The following is a 22,333-nucleotide window of genomic DNA, read 5'->3' on the forward strand; positions in this document are numbered from 1 at the left end:
AGCCTAAAGCCAGGCTCCGACAAATTCGAGGGTGCGGACTACTTGTCGTTGCGCAGAACCTTGGTGCGCAGCACCGTCTCGTTCAGGCCCAGCTGGCGGTCGAGTTCGCTCACGGTGGCCGGGGTCGCGGTCAGGTTGACGATCGCGTAAATGCCTTCGGCCTGCTTGGCGATTTCGTAGGCGAGCCGGCGGCGGCCCCAGATGTCGACCTTGTCGACGTTGCCGCCCTCGGTCTTGACGACCGTGAGCAGGGTATCCAGGGACTGCCCGACGATGCGCTCGTCCAGGCTCGGGTCGAGGATGACCATTACTTCATATTGACGCACGGACCAATCACCTCCTGTGGACTAGGAAACGGCCATGGACTCTCCATGGCAGGAGGGTTCGTTGCGTCAGCAACCCGCCAAGGCTACATGAGCGGGTAGTGACCAGCGAAATCGATGCCCGGCGCGGGTGTGCACGGGTGATCGGCGCGCCGCCGCATAATGTGGTCGCATGACCACAGTCGGCCCGCGACAGCGCGCAGCACACCGCGGCGCGACGTGGGCCGCGGCCTTCAGCATCCTGGTGATGCTGCTGTGTGCACTCACTCTCGCGCTGGCCTATGCCAACAAGGCCAGGTGCGCGGGCGGCGCGATCGATGAATCCGGTCGCAGTCTGGTATTCGAGGAGCGCAAGGATTCGGATGTCTGCTATTCCGATATCCAATTCCTGTGGCTGGGCCGCGATATCGACAATCACGTCTTCCCGTACATCGACGGCGCGATCACCGACGACGGGGCGCTGACCGGCGGCGCGGTGGAATACCCGGTACTCAGCGGCGTGCTGATGTGGGCGGGCGCCATCGGGGTGGACAACGACGCCGACTTCCTGTGGCACTCGGCGCTGTTGCTCGCGCCGTTCGCCCTGCTCACGGCCTGGATGCTGGCCCGGCTCGCAGGCCCGGCGGCGCTGCTGTGGGCGATCGGCCCGCCGCTGGTGTTCTACGCCTTCCACAACTGGGAACTGCCGGTGGTGTGCACGGCGGTGGCGGCGGTCTACGTGATGACGATGCTCACCGGCTTGTCCGTGCGCACCCGCGGAATCATCGCCGCGGTGCTGCTCGCGCTGGGTTTCTGTCTCAAGCTCTATCCCGGAATCTTCGTGCTCCCGCTCGCGGTGTTCGTGCTCACCGAGGGCGCCCCGCGCGGTCGGCGCCGGATCGGCGAGCTCGACGTGGCGGGTGCCGCGCAGACCCTGCTGGCCGCGATGGTCACGGTCGTGGCGGTGAACCTGCCGTTCGTGCTGGCCGGGGTGGAGGGCTGGCGCGCCTCGATCACGTTCCAGCAGCTGCGCCAGGCCGACATCACCACCAACTCGATCTGGTACTGGGGCCACCAGCTCCTCTTCGGCCGGTCGGCGGAAACGACGCAGACCTGGCACGACGCTGTCGCGATCGCCTCGCCCGCCTTGATCTTCGGTGGGTTCGCGCTGGCGATGTGGCTGGGCTGGCGGCGCTGGACCCCGAGTTCGGCGTACCCGTGGGTGGGCGTGAGCGCGGCGATGCTGGCCGCCTTCATGCTTTTCCACAAGGTGCATTCACCGCAGTACACCCTGTGGATAATTCCGTTCCTGGTGTTGCTGGAGGTGCCGTGGTCGCTGGTCGCGGCCTATCTGGTGGCCGACGCGGCGGTGGGCGTGGGGGTGTTCCGGTACTTCGCCGCGCTGGGTGAGGGCGAGGGCGTCGAGCTGATGGAAGGGATCGTCCAGTTCGGCGTGTGGTTGCGCACCGCCCTGTTGATCACCCTGTTCTTCCTCTTCCTGCGGGCGAGGGCGCGCGGCCCGCGCATCGAACCGAGCACCGCGCCGGGCCGCCAACTGCAACCCGCGTAGACGACAACGGCGGCGAATCCCCGAAGGGACTCGCCGCCGTTGTGGATCTTCGGCCGTTGATCAGCTGACCGGAGTGGATTCCTTGGCGTCCTCCACAGCGTCGGGCTCGGCCTTGCGGTTGCGCAGGACGCTGGAGACGAGCGCCGCGCCGATGAACGCCACGCCGATCAGGCCCGTGATGAGCTCGTTGACGTGCACGCCGATCGAGACGAGCAGGATCGCCGCCAGCGCACCGATCGCCCAGTGGGCGCCGTGCTCGAGGTACACGTAGTCCGACAGCGTGCCCTGGCGAACCAGGTACACCGTGATCGACCGGACGAACATCGCACCGATCAGGCCGAGGCCGAGCGCGATGATGATCGGGTCGGAGGTGATGGCGAACGCGCCGATGACACCGTCGAAGGAGAACGACGCATCGAGCACTTCCAGGTAGAGGAACAGGAAGAACGCGGCCTTACCGGTCGCCTTGACCAGCGTGGACGGGCCGCCCTTCGGGCCTTCTTCGAACTCCTCGGTGTGGAACATCGAACCGAGTCCGTCGACCAGGATGTAGACGATCATGCCGAGCAGGCCGGCGGCCAGCACGGTCGAGCGGTCCTCGTCCTTGGCCAGGAATTCGGCGACCAGCACCAGGCCGGTACCGGAGACGACCACCGACAGCATGTCGAGCTTGCCTGCCTTGGCCAGCGGCTTCTCGAGCCAGCTGAGCCAGGTGATGTCGCGCTCTTCGAAGATGAAGTTCAGGAACAGCAGCGCGAGGAACATGCCACCGAACGCCGCGATCTGCGGGTGCGCGTCGGTGAGCAGGGTCTCGTAGCTCGGGCTGCCGTCAGGGAAGGTGGCCGCGTCGTTCGGCGGCGGGTTGAGGGCCAGATCGAAGGCCTCGATCGGGTTCAGTCCGGCGGTGACCCACACGATGGCCAGCGGGAACACCAGACGCATACCGAACACGGCGATCAGCACGCCGATGGTCAGGAAGATCTTCTGCCAGAATTCGCTCATCCGTTCCAGGACGGTGGCGTTGATGACGGCGTTGTCGAACGACAGCGACACCTCGAGAATGCCGAGGATGGCGCACAGTGCGAGAGCGGTCAAGCCACCGTAGAGGTAGGCCACGACCAGCGAGACCACCGTGATGGCGATGGACAGGCCGAAGATGCGCGTTATCACGCGGAGGGACCTTTCTGTTTCGCACAAACAGGGGGCCCGATGTGTCGAGCCCCCTGTTCGCGATGATGACTAGACGTTGACGCCGTAGTCGCGGGCGATACCGGACAGGCCGGAGGCGTAACCCTGTCCAACAGCGCGGAACTTCCATTCGGCACCGTTGCGGTACAGCTCGCCGAAGACCATAGCGGTCTCGGTCGAGGCGTCCTCGGACAGGTCGTAGCGGGCGAGCTCGGTGCCGTTTGCCTTGTCGACCACGCGAATGTAGGCGTTGCGCACCTGACCGAACGACTGCGAGCGGGTCTCGGCATCGTAGATCGATACCGGGAAGAAGATGCTCTCGATGGTCGGCGGGGTGTTGGCGAGGTTGACGTCGATGACCTCGTCGTCGCCTTCGCCTTCACCCGTGGTGTTGTCGCCCTTGTGCTCGATGGCACCTTCGGGAGACTTCAGGTTGTTGAAGAACACGAAGTGCTTGTCGGAGACGACCTTCTTGTCGGCGCCGGTCGCGATGGCGCTGGCGTCGAGGTCGAAGTCGGTGCCGGTGGTGGTGCGCACGTCCCAGCCGAGGCCGACCGACACAGCGGTCAAGTTCGGAGCCTCTTTGGTCAGCGAAACGTTGCCGCCCTTGGACAGACTGACACCCATGCGGGAATCCCTTCGGTTAGTCCGGTGTGTCGTTTCCCAGCATGTCCGAATCGCCGGGTACCGCTACGACAGTAATAGGTTTCGCGGATCTTGCGTAGGAACCGTCTGCAGCCCAGGTTAACGGGGGGAATCTCCTACCATCGACGGCAGTGAGCGACGTGGTCCGCATGCGCGGTTCGGAAAGGGGATGTGCCGGTGACACCTCGCAGACGCGGATGGTTCAGATCGGGGGCGGATCATGAGTGGATCAGCGGGGCTCGGGCCGCTACCTCGGCCGCCTTTCTGGATATGGATCGCAGGCAAACGGCGGCGGAGGCGGGCGTGGTGGCCAGTGAGCAGGTCTTCCCCGAGCGCCGGATGGGCGCGATCTGGGAGCCGGTGCGCGCGCGGTGCTACGCCGCGGCGGGCGCGTACCTGAGCTACACCGATGAGCTCGACGCCGCCGAGGCCGCGGGCACCCCGATCGCGGACGGCCGGGCCAGAGCCGACGCGTTGGTCGGGCAGCTGAACGACGCCGCACGCGGGGTCGACGATTTCTACAACGCGCACCGCAACGGCCTCGCCGAAGCCGCGACCGTGCGGGCGTCGGTGCCGCAACTGCTCACGCATGTGCGTGCCGAGGCCGAGCAGGTACTGGCCGCGGCGGAGTCGTCCGGATTCACGAAATACCCCTCGATCTCCACTGGTGTAAGGAGGCTGAATGAGGCTCTGATCACAGCCTCTTCGACCGATCCCGGCACGGCTGTCGCGGGCGCGCGCGAGGCAGCGGCACAGGTGCAACAGGCGACCGCGGAATTGTCGAATGCATTGGCGCAGGCGCCTTCTCGTGCCTCGGCTGCCGCGAACGGGATCGCCTCGGTGACCACCAGGCTGGCCGCGGTCCGCAATCGCGCGGGCGCGCTCGGCCCGGCCTACTCCGCGCTGCTTCGTGAGTTCAGTGCTGCGAGTTCGGCGGACTTGACCAACAATGAGCGGGAAAGCCGTCGTGGCATGGACGCCGCCGACGAAGCGCTGGTCGGCGCGCGCGTCGCGGCAGCCGATCGTGATCCGGAGACCGCCCTTGATTTGACCGCCACCGCACGCGAGTACCTCGCCGAGGCCGAGCAGTTGGTCGACGCCGTCACCCGGCGCCTCGAATTGTTGCGTGAGGTACGTACCGACCCCGGAGCTCAGGCTCGCACCGTACGATTCCGGCTGCGGGACGCGCAGATGCTCGCGGTCGACCGAGGACTGGTCGCCGAGTGGGGCTCGGTTCTCGATGCACAAGCAGAACGCCTCGACCGCGTCACTGCCGGACTGACGGGTCGTCATCCAGACTATTGGGCGTATGTCACCGAGCTGGGTACCGTCGCAGAGTTCATCGCCGGTGTGGTCGAGCGCATCAGAAAACAAGCTTCCGAAAAGTAGAAATGACAATGGGTCGACAGATGAGGTGGGGGGAATGACCGCGGGCTACGCCATCGCACCGGAAGTTTGCTTGCGTAAGCAGGTGCCGCTGCGCCATTTCCAGCAGTTGCAGGGTCCCCGCAGCCGGGAGTTGTTCCTGGTGGAACCGGAGCCGATACAAGGCCACGAAGACCGGGAGTTATTGGCGACCGCGCTCGGCGCCACGCTGTATGTACCCGCGACCCGCCCCGATCTCGCCGCGACGATCCGCAGGCGGGCCGAGCGCGGGGTGTGCTCGATGGTGATCGACCTCGAGGACGCCGTCGCCGATCACCAGGTCGAGGCCGCCAAACAGCACGCCGTGGACACCCTGGATCTGCTCGCACGCAGCGAGGCCGCCAATCCGATGCTGTTCATCCGGGTCCGCGACGCGGCCTCGGTCGGCGAGCTGGTCGCCGCGCTCGGGCCGGGCGCCGACGTGCTCACCGGATTCGTCTTCCCCAAGTTCGACGCTGTCAGCGGGCCCGCCTACCTGGCCGCCCTCGACGACGCCAACCGCGAGCTCGGCCGTCCCGTCTACGCGATGCCGGTGCTCGAATCGGCGAACCTGGTGCACCGCCAGACCCGCGACGAGCAGCTCTCACGCATCGCCGAACTGCTCGCCGGGCACCGTGAGCAGCTGCTGGCTGTGCGGATCGGCGCCACCGACATGTGCTCGACCTTCGGTATCCGCCGCGACCGCGACCTCACGATCTACGACGTGCGGGTGGTCGCCGACGTGATCGCCGACATCGTCAACTACCTCGGGCGCGTCGACGGCACCGGCTTCATCATCACCGGACCGGTGTGGGAGTACTTCGCCGATCACGAGCGGATGTTCCGGCCGCAGCTGCGCAGCGCGCCCTTCGAGGAATCCGACGCGGTGAAGTTCCGCCAGTACCTGGTGAGCCGCGACCTCGACGGCCTGCTGCGCGAGATCACCCTCGACCGCGCCAACGGCATCCAGGGCAAAACGGTGATCCACCCCTCGCATGTGGCGGTGGTACACGCGCTGTCGGTGGTGACCCACGAGGAGTACGCCGACGCGCTCGACATCATGGAGGCCGATGTCGGTGGCGTCGCGGCCTCGGAATACCGCAACAAGATGAACGAGATGCGCCCGCACCGCAGTTGGGCCCGCCAGACGCTGGTTCGGGCCCGTGCGTTCGGGGTCGCGAACAAGGGAGTGTCTTTCGTGGACTTGCTGACAGCGATGATCGCCGAATGAACGGCGTCGAAACTCCATGGGCCACGGCTCATCTGGGCATTCGCCTGCATCACGGTGAATCGTTCGCCGCGTCGCTCGACGCACCGGCGGCCGACCTGTCGATCGCTGAGCTGGTGCAGCCCGGCCTGCGCCGCAATCCACGCCGGGCGCACCTGTTGGTGTCCACCGTGCTGGGTAAGCACCTGCCGACCGACCCGCGCGTGGTGATCGGCGCGGGCAACCGGCTGGGTGATCTCGTGCGCGAGGTACTCGGTGATCGTGAAGCTGTGGTGCTCGGATTCGCCGAGACCGCCACCGGTTTGGGCCACTGTGTCGCCGCGCGGATCGATGCGGGTTGCTACTTGCACTCCACCCGCAGGCACGAGTCGCGCGCCACCACGCTCACCGGCTTCGAAGAGGGCCATTCGCACGCCACCTCGCACCTGCTCCAGCCCGCGCCCGCCGCGATCTTCGCCAACGATCTCCCGCTGGTGCTGGTCGACGACGAGATCTCCACCGGCGACACCGCCATCGACGCGGTCCGCGCGCTGCACGCCTTCGCGCCCCGCGCGCACTACGTGCTCGCCTCGCTGGTGGATATGCGTACGCCTGCCGATCGCACCAAATTCGAAGCTGCCGCAACCGAACTCGGTGCGCGCATCGACACGGTCTGCCTGGCGTCCGGTAGCACCGAGCTGCCATCCGGGCTGATCGACACGGTGACCGCCCTGCCCGATCCGCAGCTGAATCCGGTGGCAGACCGACCGGGTTCGTACGGCCGCATCCCATTGAGCTGGCCCGCGGACGTTCCCGAGGGTGGCAGGCACGGAATCCTGCGCTCGGATTCCGCTGCCTTCGACGTCGCGTTGAAATCCATCGCCGACGAGGTGAACACCCGCCTCGACGCCGAGTTCGCCGGGCGCCCGGTCATCGTCATCGGCCACGAAGAACTCATGTACCTGCCCCTGCGCCTGGCCGCCGACCTGGCCGACGCGGGCACCCCCGCCCGCTTCCAAACCACCACCCGCTCACCGGCATACGTCCTCGACGATCCCGGCTACCCGCTGCGCCGCGGCTTTCGCTTCACCGCCCCGGAACCGGACCCCACTGCCCAGCGCTACCTGTACAACGCGCAGTGGCCCGACGCAGACCCCGTCCTGCTGGTCGTCATCGATCCCCCCGCCGACACCCCCGAACTCGTCGCCCCCGGCGGCCTGGTCGACGTCCTCACCGCATCGGGCGCCGATGTCCTGATCGCGGTGCTCCCGGGCGCGGATCCCCGCGCGCTGCATGCGGGCCGCACCGCTGAGCCGGTCGCCGCGAAGGCGTCTGTGTCGGCGTCTCACACCGCTTCCGCGAGTGCGGATCCGGCGGTCCGAACCGAATCGACCGCTGATCTCCCCGTGGCCCTACAGGGCCCCGAGTTCGGTTCCTATGCGCCCGAGGATGTTTCGTGGCTGCTCAAGGATCTCTCCGACGCCGATCTCGAAGCCGACGTCGCCGAACGCGAACGGCGTATCCAGGCCGGTCATGCCCACTACGCGGAATCGCTGCCGGTGGAGTTCCAGCCCGATGCCGAGTACCGCGAGCTCTTCGATCGGGTGCTGGCCGACAGCGCCGAGCGGTTGGCGCTGGCAGTGGCGACCGTGGCCGAACTCGTGATCGCCGAACGCGGCGAGAACGTCGTGCTGGTCTCGCTGGCGCGGGCGGGCACCCCCGTCGGCGTGCTGATGCGCCGTTGGCTGGCCGGCGGTATCGGCCGCCCCGCGCTGGCCGTCCCGCACTACGCCGTGTCGATCGTGCGCGACCGCGGCATCGACGCGGTGGCCCTGGACTACCTCGCCCGCCACCACGATCCGTCCTCGATCGTCTTCGTCGACGGCTGGACCGGCAAGGGTGCGATCACCCATGAACTCACCGCCGCTCTCGACGCGTATCACGCCGCGGGTGGCGCCCGGTTCAACGACGAGCTCGTCGTCCTCGCCGATCCCGCCAACTGCGTGCGGACCTACGGCACCCGCGACGACTTCCTCATCGCCTCCGCCTGTCTGAATTCGACAGTGTCAGGGCTGGTTTCACGAACGGTCCTCAACGACACCTTGATCGGGCCCGGCGAGTTCCACGGTGCCAAGTTCTACCGAGACCTGATCGACTCCGATGTCTCGAACCAGCTGATCGACACCGTCACAGCGGCTTTCGACGCGATCGGCGACAAGGTCCCGGCCGCCGTCGCCGCGATCCGCGATTCCGACCGCACCCCGGACTGGTCCGGGTGGGCGTCGGTAGAGAAGGTCCGCGCCGAATACGACATCAGCACAGTCAATTACGTGAAGCCCGGCGTCGGCGAGACCACTCGCGTGCTGTTGCGCCGGGTACCGTGGCGGGTGCTGGTCCGCGAGGCAGACGCACCGGAGCACGCCCACATCCGCCTGCTCGCCGCGGCGCGCAATGTCCCGGTGGAAGTGGTCCCCGACCTGGCCTACTCCTGTATGGGCCTGATCAAGGAGCTATCCCGGTGACCGCCGAGTCCCTCTTCGCGACCGATCTGGATCGCACGATGATCTTCTCCCGCAACGGCTTCGGTGGTGCCGAGGCCGTTGCGAAGGAGTGTGTCGAGTACTACGAGGGCGAACCCCTCTCCTACATGACCACCACCGCCGTCGCCGCCCTGCGCGAACTCGCCGACATCGCCCCGGTGATTCCCACGACCACCCGCACGATCGAACAGTTCCAGCGCATCACCCTCCCTGGTGCGCCTTGGCGCTACGCCATCACCAGCAACGGTGGCAACATCCTCGTCGACGGCATTCCCGACCCCGCGTGGCGCGTCGCCATCGACGACCAGGTCAACGCGTCCGGCGCCACTCTTGCCGATGTCGGTGCCGAATTACGTTCGCGCACAGACGATTCCTGGGTCACCAAGTACCGCGAGGCCGACGAGCTGTTCTGCTACCTGGTTGTCCTCCCCGACGAGGTCCCCGCCGGTTTCCTCGCCGAATGGGATACCTGGTGCCGCGCCAACGGCTGGTCGGCGTCCCAGCAGGGCCGCAAGATCTACACCATGCCCGACGCCGTCTGCAAGAGTCTCGCCGTTGCCGAGGTTCGCCGAAGGCTGACCGAATCCGGCGACTTGACCACCGGGGCAACCCTGTTCACCGCGGGTGACGGCGCACTGGACGCCGAAATGCTGAAGGCGGCCGATGCCGCGATCCGCCCGCGCCACGGCGAACTGGAAGAACTGAACTTCACCGCGCCCAACCTCACGATCACCACGGCAACGGGAATCCTCGCAGGCGAGGAAATCCTCGATTGGTTCCATACCGCGCAGCAGCGCGTCACTGTGCCGGTCGGTTAGCCGGCGAAAACCCGGGTGCCGCAACGGCACCCGGGTTCGACGCGTTCAGTACTGCTGCGGCTGACCAGCCAGCTGCTGAGCGATCACACCTTGAATGCGCTGTAGACCACCGACCGTGACTCCGCTCTGGAGCTGGCCCTCGATGGTGCGGACCAGCGCGTTGTCGCTCATGATCTTCTCGGTCGACTGAATCAGCACAGTGCCCGCGCCGGTGAAGTCGAACTGACGCTCCTCGCCGGAGTTGGCGCCCATCCTGGCCGCGCCCGCCGCGAGGAAGCTGCCGATCCAGCCCTGGTCGTAGTGGTGACTGGGCGAAGGGCAATCGGCCCAGCCGACAAGGGATTCGGGGTCGACGCGCAGGGGCGGCTCGGCGAACATCACCGGCCCGTTGGACGACGCGAGGAACTTACCGGTGCCGATCAGCGTGAGGAACCCGGGCACGATCGACTGCTTGAGCGCCAGTCCCGGCTCGAAGGCCAGCAGATTCGCACCACGGATGGTGAGGTTGCCTTCTTCGAGGTCATAGGAATTGATGTCGTAACCGCGGTCGCCGATGATCAGCTTGCCGTGGCCCTGCGCCACCACGTAGTCGCCCGCGAACAGCGGCGCCGAGAACTGGCTGCTCACCATGTGCATCAGGCCGCCCTGCAGCCCGTGCGTGAGCATCTGGAACTCGATCTGGCCGTAGTAGGCGATCATCGCGCCCTTGCGCATGAACCACGGCCCGGTCAGGTCGATGCAGTAGGCGTAGCTGTTACCCGGAATGTTGTCGCTGGCACCGAGATTCATCGGCGAGAGGATTTCGCTCATCGGTTCACAACTTCTCTTCGGAGGCCTGCACGTACACCACACCCTGTCCGTGGCAATGCAATTGCATCGCCTCGCCCGCGCCGCGGCCCACCGCGTCGCGCCAGCTCATCGCGGATTTCAGTTCGGTCTGCACATTGCCGTACGCGGCGACGAACGCCTGCGGGTCGACAACGACCGGATTCGGTCCGCCCACCTGGAGTTCCAGGAATCCACCGTGCGCGAGCAGTACCGCCGAACCCTGTCCACTCAGCTGAGTGGTGAACATGCCCGTGCCGGTCGCGACACCCGCGGCGGCACCGCGCAGCGCGCCCATCAGACCGCCGCCCCCACCGCCGCCGCCACCCGAACTGGCCACCGACACCACGGAAGCCTGCAATCCGGCCGACTGCGCGAGCAGTCGCGAAGCCTCGGCTCGCATCACCGCGCCCGGCTGCATCTGCACCACGTGCACTTCGAGCCCGGCGAATCCGTAATGGACTTCGCCGTTGCCCTGCGCCAGCATGGTTCGCTCGTGCTCACCGGCCATCATCTGCCCGGCCATCCGCATCAAACCACCGCCGCCCATGCCCTGACCGGCACCGGGAATCTGATGCGGCGCGAACGCCACCTGACCCGTGTAGAACAGCATCGCGCCGGAGCGGGCGACGACGCCGCCCGCCTGCCCGACGTTTACCTTCACGACCTTGCTGTTGACCTTCTCGAACATCGCCTGCCCCTACCGTTCCGCCGGCTGGATCAGCACGACACCCTGGCCGTCGAACCGCAGCGAGAATGCCTCGCCCGCGTCCTGGCCGACCATCGTCCGCCAGGAGACATCGGTGACGAACGACTGGTTGAGATTTCCGCGCGAAGCGACGAACGCGTCGGGATCCACGATCAGCGGATACTGCGGCGTCACCTCGAGGTGAATCAGCGGCCCACCGGCCGACAGCAGCGCCACCTGCCCCTGACCGCTGACCGTGGTGGTGAACAGCCCGCTGCCCGCCGACATCCCGCCGACCCCGGCGAACCGCACATCGGTGCGCAGATTGCCCGCGAAGGCCAGCAGCTGCTGCGACTCCACCTGCAGTGTCTCGTTGTTCAGGTTCACCACGGTGACGTTCTGGCCGTTCACCGCCAAGAACACGCGCCCGTTGCCGTTGCACTCCATCAGTGACAGTTTCTCGCCGGTGGCGCGGCGCTTGAGGCCGTTGAGCACGCCCTCGCCGCCGCCGAACCCGGCCGATTTGAACTGCACATTGCCTTCGTAGGCCACCATCGAGCCTGCGATCGCGCGGATGCTCGTCCCCGCGAGCTGCGCCTCGATCACCTTCTTCGACTGTTCGAACAATTGCGCCATGACAGGCTCCGCTGTCCCCTCTGAATAGGCGGCGAACCGCCGCCGTCCGACTGCGTCGTCACCCTAACCGATCAGGCGAAACTCCGCCCGCGACGCCGGACAATGTGTGCCCGCGGCACAACGCCCGGACGCGTGCGCCCGGTTTCTCGTAGAGTGGCAGGCGAGTCTCGTCGACACCCCACAACGACAAGCGAAGGGTCGAACTTGTCTGCAACACTCGCCAAGGGCCAGAACGGCCCGGTGGCCGTCAGTGACGTGGTGATCTCGCTCCAGGTCACCGCACCGGCCGACCTGTCCGCTCTCCTCGTGACCGAGCAGGGCAAGGTCCGCACCGACGCTGATTTCGTCTTCTACAACCAGCCGAGTGGACCGGGTGTCGATCTGCGCCCCGGGCCGGCGGGTCAGCCTGCCTCGCTTGCTGTTTCGCTGCCCGCGGTACCCGCCGACATCGATCAGATCCGCGCGGTGATCACCCTCGACGACGCGAACAGCAATTTCGGCCGCTTCGCCCCGCCCACCGCCATCGTCTCCGACGCATCGGGCAACCAGCTGTTCAGCTACCAGATCGATGGTCTCGACGCCGAGTCGATCGTGATCGCGCTCGAGCTGTACCGCCGTCAGGGCAGCTGGAAGGTGCGCGCTGTCGGCCAGGGCTACGCCGGTGGTTTCGCGGCACTGGTCACCGATCACGGTGTGCAGGTCGACGATTCGCCCGCGCAGGCCGCCCCGCAGCAGGCGCCGCCGCCCCCGCCGCAGCAGGCCCCGCCCGCGTACCCGGCGCAATCCGCGCCCAGCTACCCGCAGCAGCCCGCGCCCACCTACGCCCCGCCCGGTGGTGGCTATCCGCCCCCGCCCGGCCCGGCCCAGCAGCCGCCCGGTGGTGGCTACCCGCCGCCGCCCGGACAGGGCTTCCCGCCGCCCGCGCAGGGTGCGCCACCGGCGCCGCAGCAGCCGCCCGCCGAGATCAGTTTGAGCAAGGATCGCCCGGTCAGCCTGCAAAAGGGCCAGCGGGTGACGCTGCGCAAGGAGGGCGGCGCCGCGCTGACCTTCGTGAAGATGGGCCTCGGCTGGGACCCGGTGCGCACGCGCGGGATGTTCGGCAACCGCACCGTCGACATCGACCTCGACGCCTCGGTCTGCCTGTTCGCCGACCAGAACCTCGTCGACGTGGCCTATTACGGCCAGCTGTCGTCGAAGGACGGTTCGGTGCGCCACCAGGGTGACAACCTCACCGGCGAGGGCGAGGGCGACGACGAGATGATCCTCGTCGACCTGACCAGGATCCCGGCGCACATCAGCACACTGCTGTTCATCGTCACCTCCTACAAGGGGCACTCCTTCGAGCAGGTGCAGAACGCGTTCAGCCGCCTGATCGACGGCACCACCAACGCCGAGCTGGCGCGCTACACCCTCGCGGGCGGCATGCCGTTCACCGCGATGGCGATGGCGAAGGTGTATCGCGTCGGCGGCGACTGGAAGATGCAGGCGCTCGGCGAGGGCTTCAACGCCAAGCACCCCGGCGAAGCGGTGCCCCAACTGGGCCGATTCCTCGGCGGCAACTAAAACCGCGACAGAGCAGGGCAGACACCGTGATTCACCTGAAGGCGGGGCAGAACACTGCTCTGACCGCTGATTCCGTGCGCTTCACCGCGCAGACCGCAGGCGCCGTCGAACTCGGCGCGCTGGTGGTCGGCGAGGATCTGCGGGTTCGCGACGTGCACGATCACGTGTGCGCGTCGCGGCCCGCGGCACCTGGCGTGAGCTTCGCCGGGGCGGCGGTGGATCTCACGCTGTCGCAGATCAGGTCCGACGCGCATGCTGTGCTGCTGTTCGTCGTCGGCGGGCAGACGCTGGGCACCGTCACCGCCGCGCTGTACGAAAACGGCAGTCCGGCTGCTGAATTCGTCATCGCGCCCACGTCCGGTGAGAGCGCGCTGATCTGCCTCGAGGTGTACCGGCGCGGTGGTGGCTGGAAGTTGCGGGCGCTCGGTCAGGGTTACGCGGGCGGCGCGGCACAATTGCTCACCGCGCACGGCGTGACCGCGCCCGAGCCCGCACCGGCGCAGGCGTGGCAGCCCGCACCACTGGCACCGCCGAGCGCCCCCACCGAGACGGTCGCGAGACCCGTACCCACATCGGGCATTCCGCTCGAGGTCGACCACGGCCTGCAACGCATGTGGATGATCTTCGAAGACGCCGCCCGCTCGGCCGCCGCGCTCGTCTCGGCCCGGGACTACGCGACCAAACGCCTGGATCAGGAACTCTCCGAAGCGGTTTCGAACCCGGCGACCCGTAATACCCCCGCCGCCGACGCGGCTCGCGCCCAAGCGCAACGTCGCCACGACGACCTGGTGGCCCTCGCCGACGCCGACCACCGTCGCGACAGCGACCAGCTCGGCCACGAGATCGCCGAGGCCGACGCCTCCATGCCCGCCGCGCTGGCCTCCTGGCTCGCTCCCGCATGGACCACCCGCGCCGCCCGCAGCGACGGCATCCGCCTCGGCGAGCTCTACGCGCTCGACCGCGGCGGCCTTCGCGTGCCGTATTGCGTTCCGGTGCCGCTGAATCGGCCGCTGTGGGTCGACACCGAATCCACCGGCGCGGCCGCACGCGTGATCGGCGCACTGGTGGCCCGCCTCGTCGCCGCGATCCCCGACAAGCCGACCAAGGTCGACCTGATCGACCTCACCGGCGGCCTGCGCACCCTCGCCGCCCCCCTCGCCCCACTCTTGGCGGGCCCGGTGATCGCCGACCACGGCGACATCTCCGCCCGCCTCGCCGAGCTCGCCCACGCGGCCGAACTCGCCGAAATCGCCTACAACAGCGGACAAGCCGTACCCCCCACCGAACACCGCATCCTCGTCGCCGCCGACTTCCCCCACGGCTACCAGGGCAGCGATGTGGTGCGCCTGGGCCAACTGATGGTCCGCGGCGACCTGATCGGCCTGTCCCTGGTCATAGTCGGCAGCGGTAGCGGTGAATTCGGCGACGGCCCGGTGGACCTGCTGGCCCAGTCGTGCAGACACCTGCCCACCATGCCCGGCACCCCGCTCTTCGACCCATGGACAGGCAACGCCTGGGAACTCGACCTCGACATGCTCCCCGCCGAGCCCGAACTCCAGGCCCGCTACTTACGAATGTAGAACCGGGGTTCCGGTCAGTTCAGCACCGACACGGGTCGGGAGCTGATCGTTGCCTGCCTCGGGCGCAGGAATTCCGGGAGCCAGGGGAGTAGTGGGTCGAGGGCGCGGTCGAGTACGCCGCCTGCCGGGTCGTCGACGAAGTCGCGACGGACGACGTCGTTCTGGGGGCGCAGGATCTCGTAGACGATCAGCGCGCACAATCCGAGTACCGCCAGGTCGCGCAGGACGACGGTGCCGGTGAACCACTGTTCCGGCAGGCCCTTGTTGTCCTCGCCGAGGTAGTAGTACATCCGCGGTACCCAGACGAGTGCGTCGATCGTCATCCAGGCCAGCAGGATTCGCCGATGCGGCAGCGCGAGTACCGCCAGCGGCACCAGCCACAGCGAATACTGCGGGCTCCACACCTTGTTCGTCAGCAGGAAGGCCGCGACGACGAGGAAGCACAGCTGGGTCAGGCGTGGGCGCCGTGGCGCGGTGAGCGCGAGGTAGGCGATGCCCGCGCAGGCGGCGACGAAGGCCAGCAGCGAGACCGTGTTCAGGATGGTGGGCGGTTCGCCGTGCCCGATCGGGCCGTCGAAGCCAGTCCAGCCGGTGAACGAGGTGATCACGTTGTAGATCGAATCGGGGTCGGCGTGCCGAGTGGTGTTGAGCCGGAAGAACTCCCGCCAGCCATCCGGGTACAGCGCCGCGATCGGGAGGTTCACCGCAGCCCATGTTCCCGCGGCGGCGAGCACGGTGAGGGTGGCCGCGCCGAGCGGGCGCAATGCGAAAAGGTGTGTCCTCGCCGGTGTCTCACGCAACCAGATGCGGGCGCTTTCGAGACTGTCGACATCGCGCAACCGCAGCCCGGCCCGTGCGGCGGGCTGACGCTGCATCGGGTCGATCCGCATGCACAGCACCACGATCGGCCCGAGCAGCAACAGCGGATACAACTTCGCCGCCCCGCCGAGTCCGAGCAGAACGCCCGCGAGCACCGGCTTACGCCGCGCCCACGCCAACAGCCCCGTCGCCGCGAAAGCCGTTGCGAGAGCATCGAAGTTGGTGAACATGTGCACGATCACCAACGGCGACACCGCGATCAACGCAGCGTCCCAAACCCGGCGCCCGGCTAATCGCGACGACGCCCACACCGTGATCAGCCACCCGACCGAAAGGCCGAGTGCGACAACGTTGAAGTACACCACCACCGACAGCGCACCGGGCAGCGGCAGGTGATCCCAGACATTGCCGATCTGCATCGCCGCGTACTGGTACAGGCCCGAAAGCACCGGATACTCCATGTATCTGGTCTCGGTGCCACCGTCGGGCGTCGATTCGGTCCAGGATTTCTTGTACGGGAACGCGCCCTCGTTGAGCCGTTCGGCGCCGTAGAGCGGCACCGTGTCGGAGTAGCACATGGCCACGTACTGGCGGCCGTTGTTCCAGTCCAGCATCAGGCCACCCTCGCCGTCGCTGGTCTGCTGGATGCAGCCGGCCTTGGCGGTCCAGCCGAGCGCCAGGAAGATCACCGTGAAGGCGAACAGCACCCGCAGCGGCGTCCAGAACCGCACCCGCCCGATCAGCGCGTGATCGCCGACCGGGCCGCCGATCACGGTGGAGAGCTGCGCGGTCAGTGAATCGTTGCGGCTGGGCCGGTCCCGCGCATCGATCGAGCGCAGGTCGGGTGCCAGCCGGGCGGGCGCCACGTACCCCACCTCGCGGCCCGGCCGGGTACCACTCGACGCCGGCTGGTCCGCGAGTTGCTGATCGGTCACGACATCCGAGGCTACCGGTGGCTACCGGGATCGGGTCGGCGTGGTTCCCGCGCCGCTGCTCTCGTTGTCGTTGCCCGAGGCGCCGTTACTCGGTCTGGTCGACCCGCCGTTGCCATTTCCCGGCGTCGCGGGGGAGCCATCCGGGCCTGCCGTCGGCTGACCGGGCAGCGGGCCCGCACCGGTCTCAGCAGGCGACTGCTGCGACTGCGGCACCGCGGGCTGCTGCACCCCCGGCACCGGAATCCGGATGCCGGGCAGGATCTCGACCTGCGAGGGCACGATCACCGGCGGCACGATCGCCGGAGCGGTGGTGGACGGCGCGGTGTAGGGCGCCGACCATTCCGGCACACCGGCCTGGCCCTTGATCGGGGTGGGCTTGGGGAACGACTCGTTCGACGTGCCCGACAGCGCGCCGTCCATCGTCGCCTTCCAGATGTCGGAAGGCAGACCGGAACCGTAGATGCTGCCGCCGCCGTAGTTCTTGAGCGGGTCGCCCTGCTCGGTGCCGACCCATACCGCGGTCGACAGCGACGGGGTGTACCCGACCATCCAGGCGTCGCGGTTGTTGCCGGTGTCGCCGAGCTGGTGGGTGCCGGTCTTGGACGCGGACTCCCGGCCACCGGCCAGGTTGTGGTTGCGCGAGTACGCCGCGATCGGCTTCATCGCCGCGGTGACGTTGTCGGCCACGGCCGCGCTCACTCGCTGCTCACCGGCGGGCTCGCCGCGGTCGAGCAGCACCTGCCCGTCGGCGGTCACGACCTTCTGCACGAAGTGCGGCGCGTGGTAGACGCCCGACGCCGCCAGGGTGGCATACGCCGAGGCCATGTCGAGCGGCCGCGACTGATACTGGCCGAGCACGATGCCGTTGTTGGGGCCCACGCCGCCGGGCTCGGTCAGCGTCTCGCCGACACCGGGCAGCTCCTTCGCGATACCGAGCTTGTGGCCCATATCGGCGATCTTCTGCGGACCGTTCTGCATGTCCAGCTGCATGCGGTAGAAGCTGGTGTTCAGCGAACGCTTGAGCGCCTCGGCGATGGTGCACATGCCGCAGCCCTCGCCCTCGACATTGCCGATCTTGATGCCGTTGACGGTGATCGGTCCACTGTCGTAGAGCTGCGAAAGCGGAACGCCCTGTTCGAGATTCGCGGCAAGGCCGATCACCTTGAACGAAGAACCCGTCGGCAGACCGGCATTGGCGAAGTCGAAGCCCTGACCGTCGCTACCGCCGTAGTAGGCGCGGACCGCACCGGTGCGCGGGTCGACCGAGACCACCGCGGTGCGCAGGTTCTCCGGCTCGCCTTCGAGCTTGCCCTGCGCGGCCTTGATCGCGGCGTCCTGCGCCTTCTGGTCGATCGTGGTGGTGATCTGCAGGCCTTCGGTGTTCAGCTGCTGCTCGCTGATGCCGGCGGTCGAGAGCTCTTGGAGCACCTGGTTCTTCACCAGGCCGGACGGGCCCTCGTCGTTGTTCTTGTCGCCCAGCGATTCCAGCGAGACCACCTGCGGGTACTGCATCCCCTGACGCTCCGTCGCGGGCAGGTTGTTCTCCGCGACCATGCCGTCGAGCACGTAGTTCCAGCGCGTCCTCGCGCCCTCGGGGTTCTTCTCCGGATCCAGCATCGAGGGCAGCTGGATCGTGGCGGCGAGGACAGCGCCCTCGGCCACGGTCAGCTCCTGCACCGGCTTGCCGAAGTAGGACTTGGACGCGGCGTCGATGCCGTACGCGCCACGACCGAAGTAGATGGTGTTCAGGTAGGCGGCGAGGATGTCTTCCTTGCTCCACTGCCGCGCCATCTTGGCCGAGATCACCAGCTCGTGCATCTTGCGCGTCATCGACCGCTCGTCACCGACCAGCGCGTTCTTCACGTACTGCTGGGTGATCGTGGAACCACCACCGGCGCTTTCCTTGCCGAGGATGTTGTCGCGGGCGGCGCGGGCGAAGCCCGAGACCGAGAAGCCGGGGTTGGTGTAGAAGTCGCGGTCCTCGGCGGCGATCACGGCATTGCGCACGTGCGGCGGGATCTGATCGATCGAGACCTCGGTGCGGTTGCCCTGCGGCGGAACCACCTTGCTGATCTCGGTGGTGCCGTCGCTGGCGAAGATCGTCGCTACCTGGTTGGTCTCCAGATCGCCCGGCTTCGGCACCGATACCGCCGTGTAGGCGACCAGGAACACCGCGCTCGGCACGACGATGGCAAGGGCCATCAGGACATAGAGCGTCCGGCGAACGATCCGCCACGGCGATTTCTTCACCGCACCAGCACTACCCGAGCCGTCGTCGCCCCCGCCGCCGGCGCGGCGGCTGCGCGGACCGGTCGGCGGTGGTGTGCCACCCACACCCGCGGCACGACGTTCACCGGTGCTCGGGCCACCCACGGTGGCGCGACGTTCACCGGACGTAGGGCCACCGGGGCGTCGCCCCGCACCGGCCCGCGCGGCCGCGGCGGCACCGCCCGCGCGAGCTGTCCGCGCTACGTCTTCGTTCGCACCACGCACGGCCCGGCCCGCACCGGTCTGACCCGAACGCACGGTCGACTCGTCGGGGCCGCCGGGACGCGGCAACTTCTGGGTGGCACCGGCAGCGGGCGTGCCGGGACGGCCCGGCTGCGCGGGCCTGCCCTGCGGCGGCCTGCCCTGACCGGGCGCACCCTGCGGAGCGGGTCCACCCTGCGGTCCACCCGGACGCTGCGGGGGCGGACCAGGCCGACGCGGTGGCATCCCACCGGGCGGGGGACCCTGCTGACGATTCGGCGGCGGCCCTTGCGGACCACGCCCTCCAGGCACCGGACCACCCTGCGGACGCCCACCCTGCGCGGGACCACCGGGCGCACCCTGCGGGCGCGGGCCCGCGGGCGGCATCGGCCGACGCGGCGGGGGACCGCCGGGCCGATCACCCGACTGTGGGGGGAGACCCGGTTGCGCACCCCGAGCCGGACGGCCGCCGCGCGGATCATCGCCGTGGGGGGAGGACTCGTAGGGCGAACTCACTGACCAGATCTCCATAACTTGTAAGGTTCGGGCACACAACATCCGCGCCGGAGTACCGGCGCGGAGAGGGTGCACCCCGAACAGTGGCGCATCACGCGGTGGCCACCATCACTTGTGCGGGCCGCCCGTCACCGGGCAGCCCCGTCGCTGCGCAAGCCATCATTCGGCAGCAGAGCGCCGGGCTCGCGAACTCGTCCGTCGCCTGGCGGGGGCGGGAGCCGTGCCGAGCACATACGACTGCACCAGATGGTTCCAGCTGCACGAGCGACATACCTCGACGACATGCACCGAGAATTCCTCGTTCGCCTCGGCCATCCGAATCAGTTCCTCGGGCGTTCGCGCCGACCCGGCCACTTGGCCGAGCCCATCGCCGAACACCCACGAAACCAACGTCAGCTGCTCTTTCCGGCAGATCGGGCAGGTCGCCTCGCTGCCCCGGCCATGGAACTTGGCGGCCCGGAGCAGATACGGATTCGCGTCGCACACCTCGGCGACGCCGACCCGCCCCGCGTAGACATCGGCCAGCAGGGACCGGCGCCGGAGCGCATAGTCCACCACCTGCCGCTGAATTCGCACGATCACCAGAGTAGCGGGGTTCGCATACGCGTGCCCACGGCATCGTTTGATCCGATCTCCCTGACCACTCCGGCTATTTCGGGGCAGATCCGGGTGTTTTCGCAGGTGAGGCGACGCGCGGCACGCGGATGCCCGGCAGACCTCGATCGGGGGTCGCCCATCCGGTCTCGCGGGTACGTGACATCGATCGCCCAGCGGCGTCGAGCATGCTTGACGCCGACGCACCCGTAAAAAGCGCCAGTTCACCCCACTGCGCTGACCTGCGGGAATGACGCCTGCGTCACATTCGACTGTGCGTAGATGTATCGCTCCGATATAGTTGGAACTCGCATCCACGGTTAGGTCTGTTCGGCCTGTCAGGTCGTCATAGTCAGGGAGTGAGGTCGGCAGTGCTCGAATTGGCGATTCTCGGCCTGCTCCTCGACGCGCCCATGCACGGTTACGAGCTGCGCAAGCGGTTGACGGGCCTGCTCGGAGCGTTCCGGGCCTTCTCCTACGGTTCGCTCTACCCGACGCTGCGCAGAATGCAGGCCGACGGGTTGATCGCCGAGGAGCTTCCGGAGGGCGCGATCGCGCGCCGTGCGCGCCGCGTCTACCGGCTCACGCCGGTTGGGCGGGAACGGTTTTCTGAACTCCTCGCCGACACCGGTCCGCAGAACTACACCGATGACGGTTTCGGCGTTCACCTGGCCTTCTTCAGCCGCACTCCCGCCGAGGCGAGAATGCGAATTCTGGAGGGCAGGCGACGCCAGGTCGAGGAGCGCCGAGAGGGTCTGCGGGAAGCGATCAAGAAGGCCAGCGGCTCGCTGGATCGCTACACCCGCCAGCTCCACCAGCTCGGATTGGAATCAAGCGAGCGCGAAGTGCGCTGGCTCAACGAGTTGATTGCGGCGGAGCAATCGACGAAGGCGGCACCACAGAAAGAGGGAAAGAGCGGCCATGAGTGATGTCAACAAGGTTGGGTCCGGCGAAGTTCGCGTCGCGATCGTCGGTGTGGGCAACTGCGCATCGTCGCTGGTGCAGGGCGTGCAGTACTACAAGGATGCCGACGAGAACCAGGTCGTTCCCGGCCTCATGCACGTCAAGTTCGGTAGCTACCACGTGCGCGACGTGAAGTTCGTGGCCGCGTTCGATGTCGACGCCAAGAAGGTCGGCTTCGACCTGGCCGAGGCCATCTTCGCCAGCGAGAACAACACCATCAAGATCTCCGATGTGCCGCCGACCGATGTGACGGTCCTGCGTGGCCCGACCCTCGACGGCATCGGCAAGTACTACGCGATGACCATCGAGCAGTCCGAGGCCCCCGCGGTCGACGTCGTCAAGGCGCTCAAGGATGCCAAGGTCGACGTGCTCGTCTCCTACCTGCCGGTGGGTTCGGAAGAGGCCGACAAGTTCTACGCGCAGTGCGCGATCGACGCGGACGTCGCCTTCGTCAACGCGCTGCCGGTCTTCATCGCCTCCGATCCGGTCTGGGCGAAGAAGTTCACCGATGCCGGTGTCCCGATCGTCGGCGACGACATCAAGTCCCAGGTCGGCGCGACCATCACCCACCGCGTGATGGCCAAGCTGTTCGAAGACCGCGGCGTGGTGCTCGATCGCACCTACCAGCTCAATGTCGGCGGCAACATGGACTTCAAGAACATGCTCGAGCGCGACCGGCTGGAGTCGAAGAAGGTCTCCAAGACCCAGGCCGTCACGTCGAACCTCACCGGTTCGCTCGCGGGCAAGGTCCACGACCGCAACGTCCACATCGGTCCCTCGGACTACGTGGAGTGGCTCGACGACCGCAAGTGGGCCTACGTGCGCCTCGAGGGTCGCGCCTTCGGTGACGCCCCGCTGAACCTGGAGTACAAGCTCGAGGTGTGGGACTCGCCGAACTCGGCAGGCATCATCATCGACGCCGTCCGCGCAGCGAAGATCGCCAAGGACCGCGGCATCGGCGGACCGGTCATCCCGGCCTCTGCCTACCTGATGAAGTCCCCGCCGGAGCAGATCGCCGACGATGTCGCGCGCACTCAGCTCGAGGCGTTCATCATCGGTGCCGATTAATCA

At 67.7% G+C, this 22,333-nt stretch carries 18 protein-coding genes; 9 read left to right on the plus strand and 9 right to left on the minus strand.

Translation table 11 applies throughout. The features are described 5' to 3' along the window. Positions 1 to 38: 38 nt before the first annotated feature. Positions 39 to 326 carry a 30S ribosomal protein S6 gene (gene rpsF, locus ACFWPK_RS15855; protein ID WP_056823926.1) on the minus strand — a complete coding sequence of 96 codons (288 nt, stop codon included), beginning with the start codon at positions 324 to 326 and terminating at the stop codon, positions 39 to 41. Between the two features lie 169 nt (positions 327 to 495). Here rpsF and ACFWPK_RS15860 point away from each other — a divergent pair, with 169 nt between their 5' ends. Continuing rightward, the gene (locus tag ACFWPK_RS15860) at positions 496 to 1,872 is read left to right on the plus strand and encodes a hypothetical protein (RefSeq protein WP_378916047.1); all 1,377 of its coding nucleotides are present in this window, start codon (positions 496 to 498) and stop codon (positions 1,870 to 1,872) included. Positions 1,873 to 1,932: 60 nt separating this feature from the next. On the opposite strand, the gene ACFWPK_RS15865 is transcribed toward ACFWPK_RS15860, so the two are convergent. After that, complete coding sequence (locus tag ACFWPK_RS15865; protein ID WP_378916050.1) at positions 1,933 to 3,042, minus strand: DUF475 domain-containing protein; 1,110 nt, start codon at positions 3,040 to 3,042, stop codon at positions 1,933 to 1,935. Between the two features lie 69 nt (positions 3,043 to 3,111). Further along, positions 3,112 to 3,687: a TerD family protein gene (locus tag ACFWPK_RS15870; RefSeq protein ID WP_266294605.1), complete on the minus strand. Its 576-nt coding sequence runs from the start codon at positions 3,685 to 3,687 to the stop codon at positions 3,112 to 3,114. Between the two features lie 288 nt (positions 3,688 to 3,975). On the opposite strand from ACFWPK_RS15870, the gene ACFWPK_RS15875 reads away from it, so the two are divergent. The 4 genes from ACFWPK_RS15875 to ACFWPK_RS15890 are packed head-to-tail and all read left to right on the plus strand — an operon-like array spanning position 3,976 to position 9,674. After that, positions 3,976 to 5,094, plus strand: coding sequence for a hypothetical protein (locus ACFWPK_RS15875; protein WP_378916053.1), 1,119 nt, complete (start codon positions 3,976 to 3,978; stop codon positions 5,092 to 5,094). Between the two features lie 34 nt (positions 5,095 to 5,128). Then, positions 5,129 to 6,340, plus strand: coding sequence for an HpcH/HpaI aldolase/citrate lyase family protein (locus ACFWPK_RS15880; RefSeq protein ID WP_378916056.1), 1,212 nt, complete (start codon positions 5,129 to 5,131; stop codon positions 6,338 to 6,340). Next, the gene (locus ACFWPK_RS15885; RefSeq protein ID WP_378916059.1) at positions 6,337 to 8,838 is read left to right on the plus strand and encodes a phosphoribosyltransferase; all 2,502 of its coding nucleotides are present in this window, start codon (positions 6,337 to 6,339) and stop codon (positions 8,836 to 8,838) included. The genes ACFWPK_RS15880 and ACFWPK_RS15885 overlap by 4 nt, the downstream gene beginning before the upstream one ends. 38 nt (positions 8,839 to 8,876) lie before the next feature. Next, a complete protein-coding gene (locus ACFWPK_RS15890; RefSeq protein WP_378916275.1) occupies positions 8,877 to 9,674 on the plus strand; it encodes an HAD family hydrolase in 798 nt (265 codons plus the stop codon). Between the two features lie 45 nt (positions 9,675 to 9,719). Here ACFWPK_RS15890 and ACFWPK_RS15895 read toward each other — a convergent pair whose 3' ends face one another. Genes ACFWPK_RS15895 through ACFWPK_RS15905 form a run of 3 tightly spaced genes read right to left on the minus strand, consistent with a single transcriptional unit; the run spans position 9,720 to position 11,823 of the window. After that, on the minus strand, positions 9,720 to 10,484 hold the full coding sequence (locus ACFWPK_RS15895) for an AIM24 family protein (protein ID WP_378916062.1): 765 nt from the start codon (positions 10,482 to 10,484) through the stop codon (positions 9,720 to 9,722). Between the two features lie 4 nt (positions 10,485 to 10,488). After that, positions 10,489 to 11,190, minus strand: coding sequence for an AIM24 family protein (locus ACFWPK_RS15900; protein WP_378916065.1), 702 nt, complete (start codon positions 11,188 to 11,190; stop codon positions 10,489 to 10,491). Positions 11,191 to 11,199: 9 nt separating this feature from the next. Continuing rightward, positions 11,200 to 11,823, minus strand: a complete 624-nt coding sequence (locus tag ACFWPK_RS15905; RefSeq protein WP_378916068.1) for an AIM24 family protein — start codon at positions 11,821 to 11,823, stop codon at positions 11,200 to 11,202. A 204-nt stretch (positions 11,824 to 12,027) separates the two neighbouring features. Here ACFWPK_RS15905 and ACFWPK_RS15910 point away from each other — a divergent pair, with 204 nt between their 5' ends. Together ACFWPK_RS15910 and ACFWPK_RS15915 are read left to right on the plus strand one after the other, a co-directional pair. Then, complete coding sequence (locus ACFWPK_RS15910; protein ID WP_378916071.1) at positions 12,028 to 13,386, plus strand: TerD family protein; 1,359 nt, start codon at positions 12,028 to 12,030, stop codon at positions 13,384 to 13,386. A 26-nt stretch (positions 13,387 to 13,412) separates the two neighbouring features. Continuing rightward, positions 13,413 to 14,966, plus strand: a complete 1,554-nt coding sequence (locus tag ACFWPK_RS15915; protein WP_378916073.1) for a TerD family protein — start codon at positions 13,413 to 13,415, stop codon at positions 14,964 to 14,966. Between the two features lie 14 nt (positions 14,967 to 14,980). On the opposite strand, the gene ACFWPK_RS15920 is transcribed toward ACFWPK_RS15915, so the two are convergent. The 3 genes from ACFWPK_RS15920 to ACFWPK_RS15930 form a co-directional block, all read right to left on the minus strand. After that, the gene (locus tag ACFWPK_RS15920) at positions 14,981 to 16,720 is read right to left on the minus strand and encodes a glycosyltransferase family 87 protein (RefSeq protein ID WP_378916076.1); all 1,740 of its coding nucleotides are present in this window, start codon (positions 16,718 to 16,720) and stop codon (positions 14,981 to 14,983) included. A 21-nt stretch (positions 16,721 to 16,741) separates the two neighbouring features. After that, entirely contained in the window at positions 16,742 to 18,922 is a 2,181-nt protein-coding gene (locus ACFWPK_RS15925) for a transglycosylase domain-containing protein (protein WP_378916278.1), read from the minus strand. 942 nt (positions 18,923 to 19,864) lie between these two features. Beyond that, positions 19,865 to 20,281 (minus strand): DUF5318 domain-containing protein, encoded by a 417-nt coding sequence (locus tag ACFWPK_RS15930; RefSeq protein WP_378916079.1) that lies wholly within the window; start codon positions 20,279 to 20,281, stop codon positions 19,865 to 19,867. Between the two features lie 389 nt (positions 20,282 to 20,670). On the opposite strand from ACFWPK_RS15930, the gene ACFWPK_RS15935 reads away from it, so the two are divergent. Both ACFWPK_RS15935 and ACFWPK_RS15940 read left to right on the plus strand, forming a co-directional pair. Next, on the plus strand, positions 20,671 to 21,228 hold the full coding sequence (locus ACFWPK_RS15935; RefSeq protein WP_266295864.1) for a PadR family transcriptional regulator: 558 nt from the start codon (positions 20,671 to 20,673) through the stop codon (positions 21,226 to 21,228). Further along, positions 21,221 to 22,330 (plus strand): inositol-3-phosphate synthase, encoded by a 1,110-nt coding sequence (locus ACFWPK_RS15940; protein WP_378916082.1) that lies wholly within the window; start codon positions 21,221 to 21,223, stop codon positions 22,328 to 22,330. The genes ACFWPK_RS15935 and ACFWPK_RS15940 overlap by 8 nt, the downstream gene beginning before the upstream one ends. Positions 22,331 to 22,333 lie beyond the last annotated feature (3 nt).

Origin of the sequence: Nocardia sp. NPDC058519 (assembly GCF_042719755.1) — a bacterium.
GTDB lineage: Bacteria > Actinomycetota > Actinomycetes > Mycobacteriales > Mycobacteriaceae > Nocardia.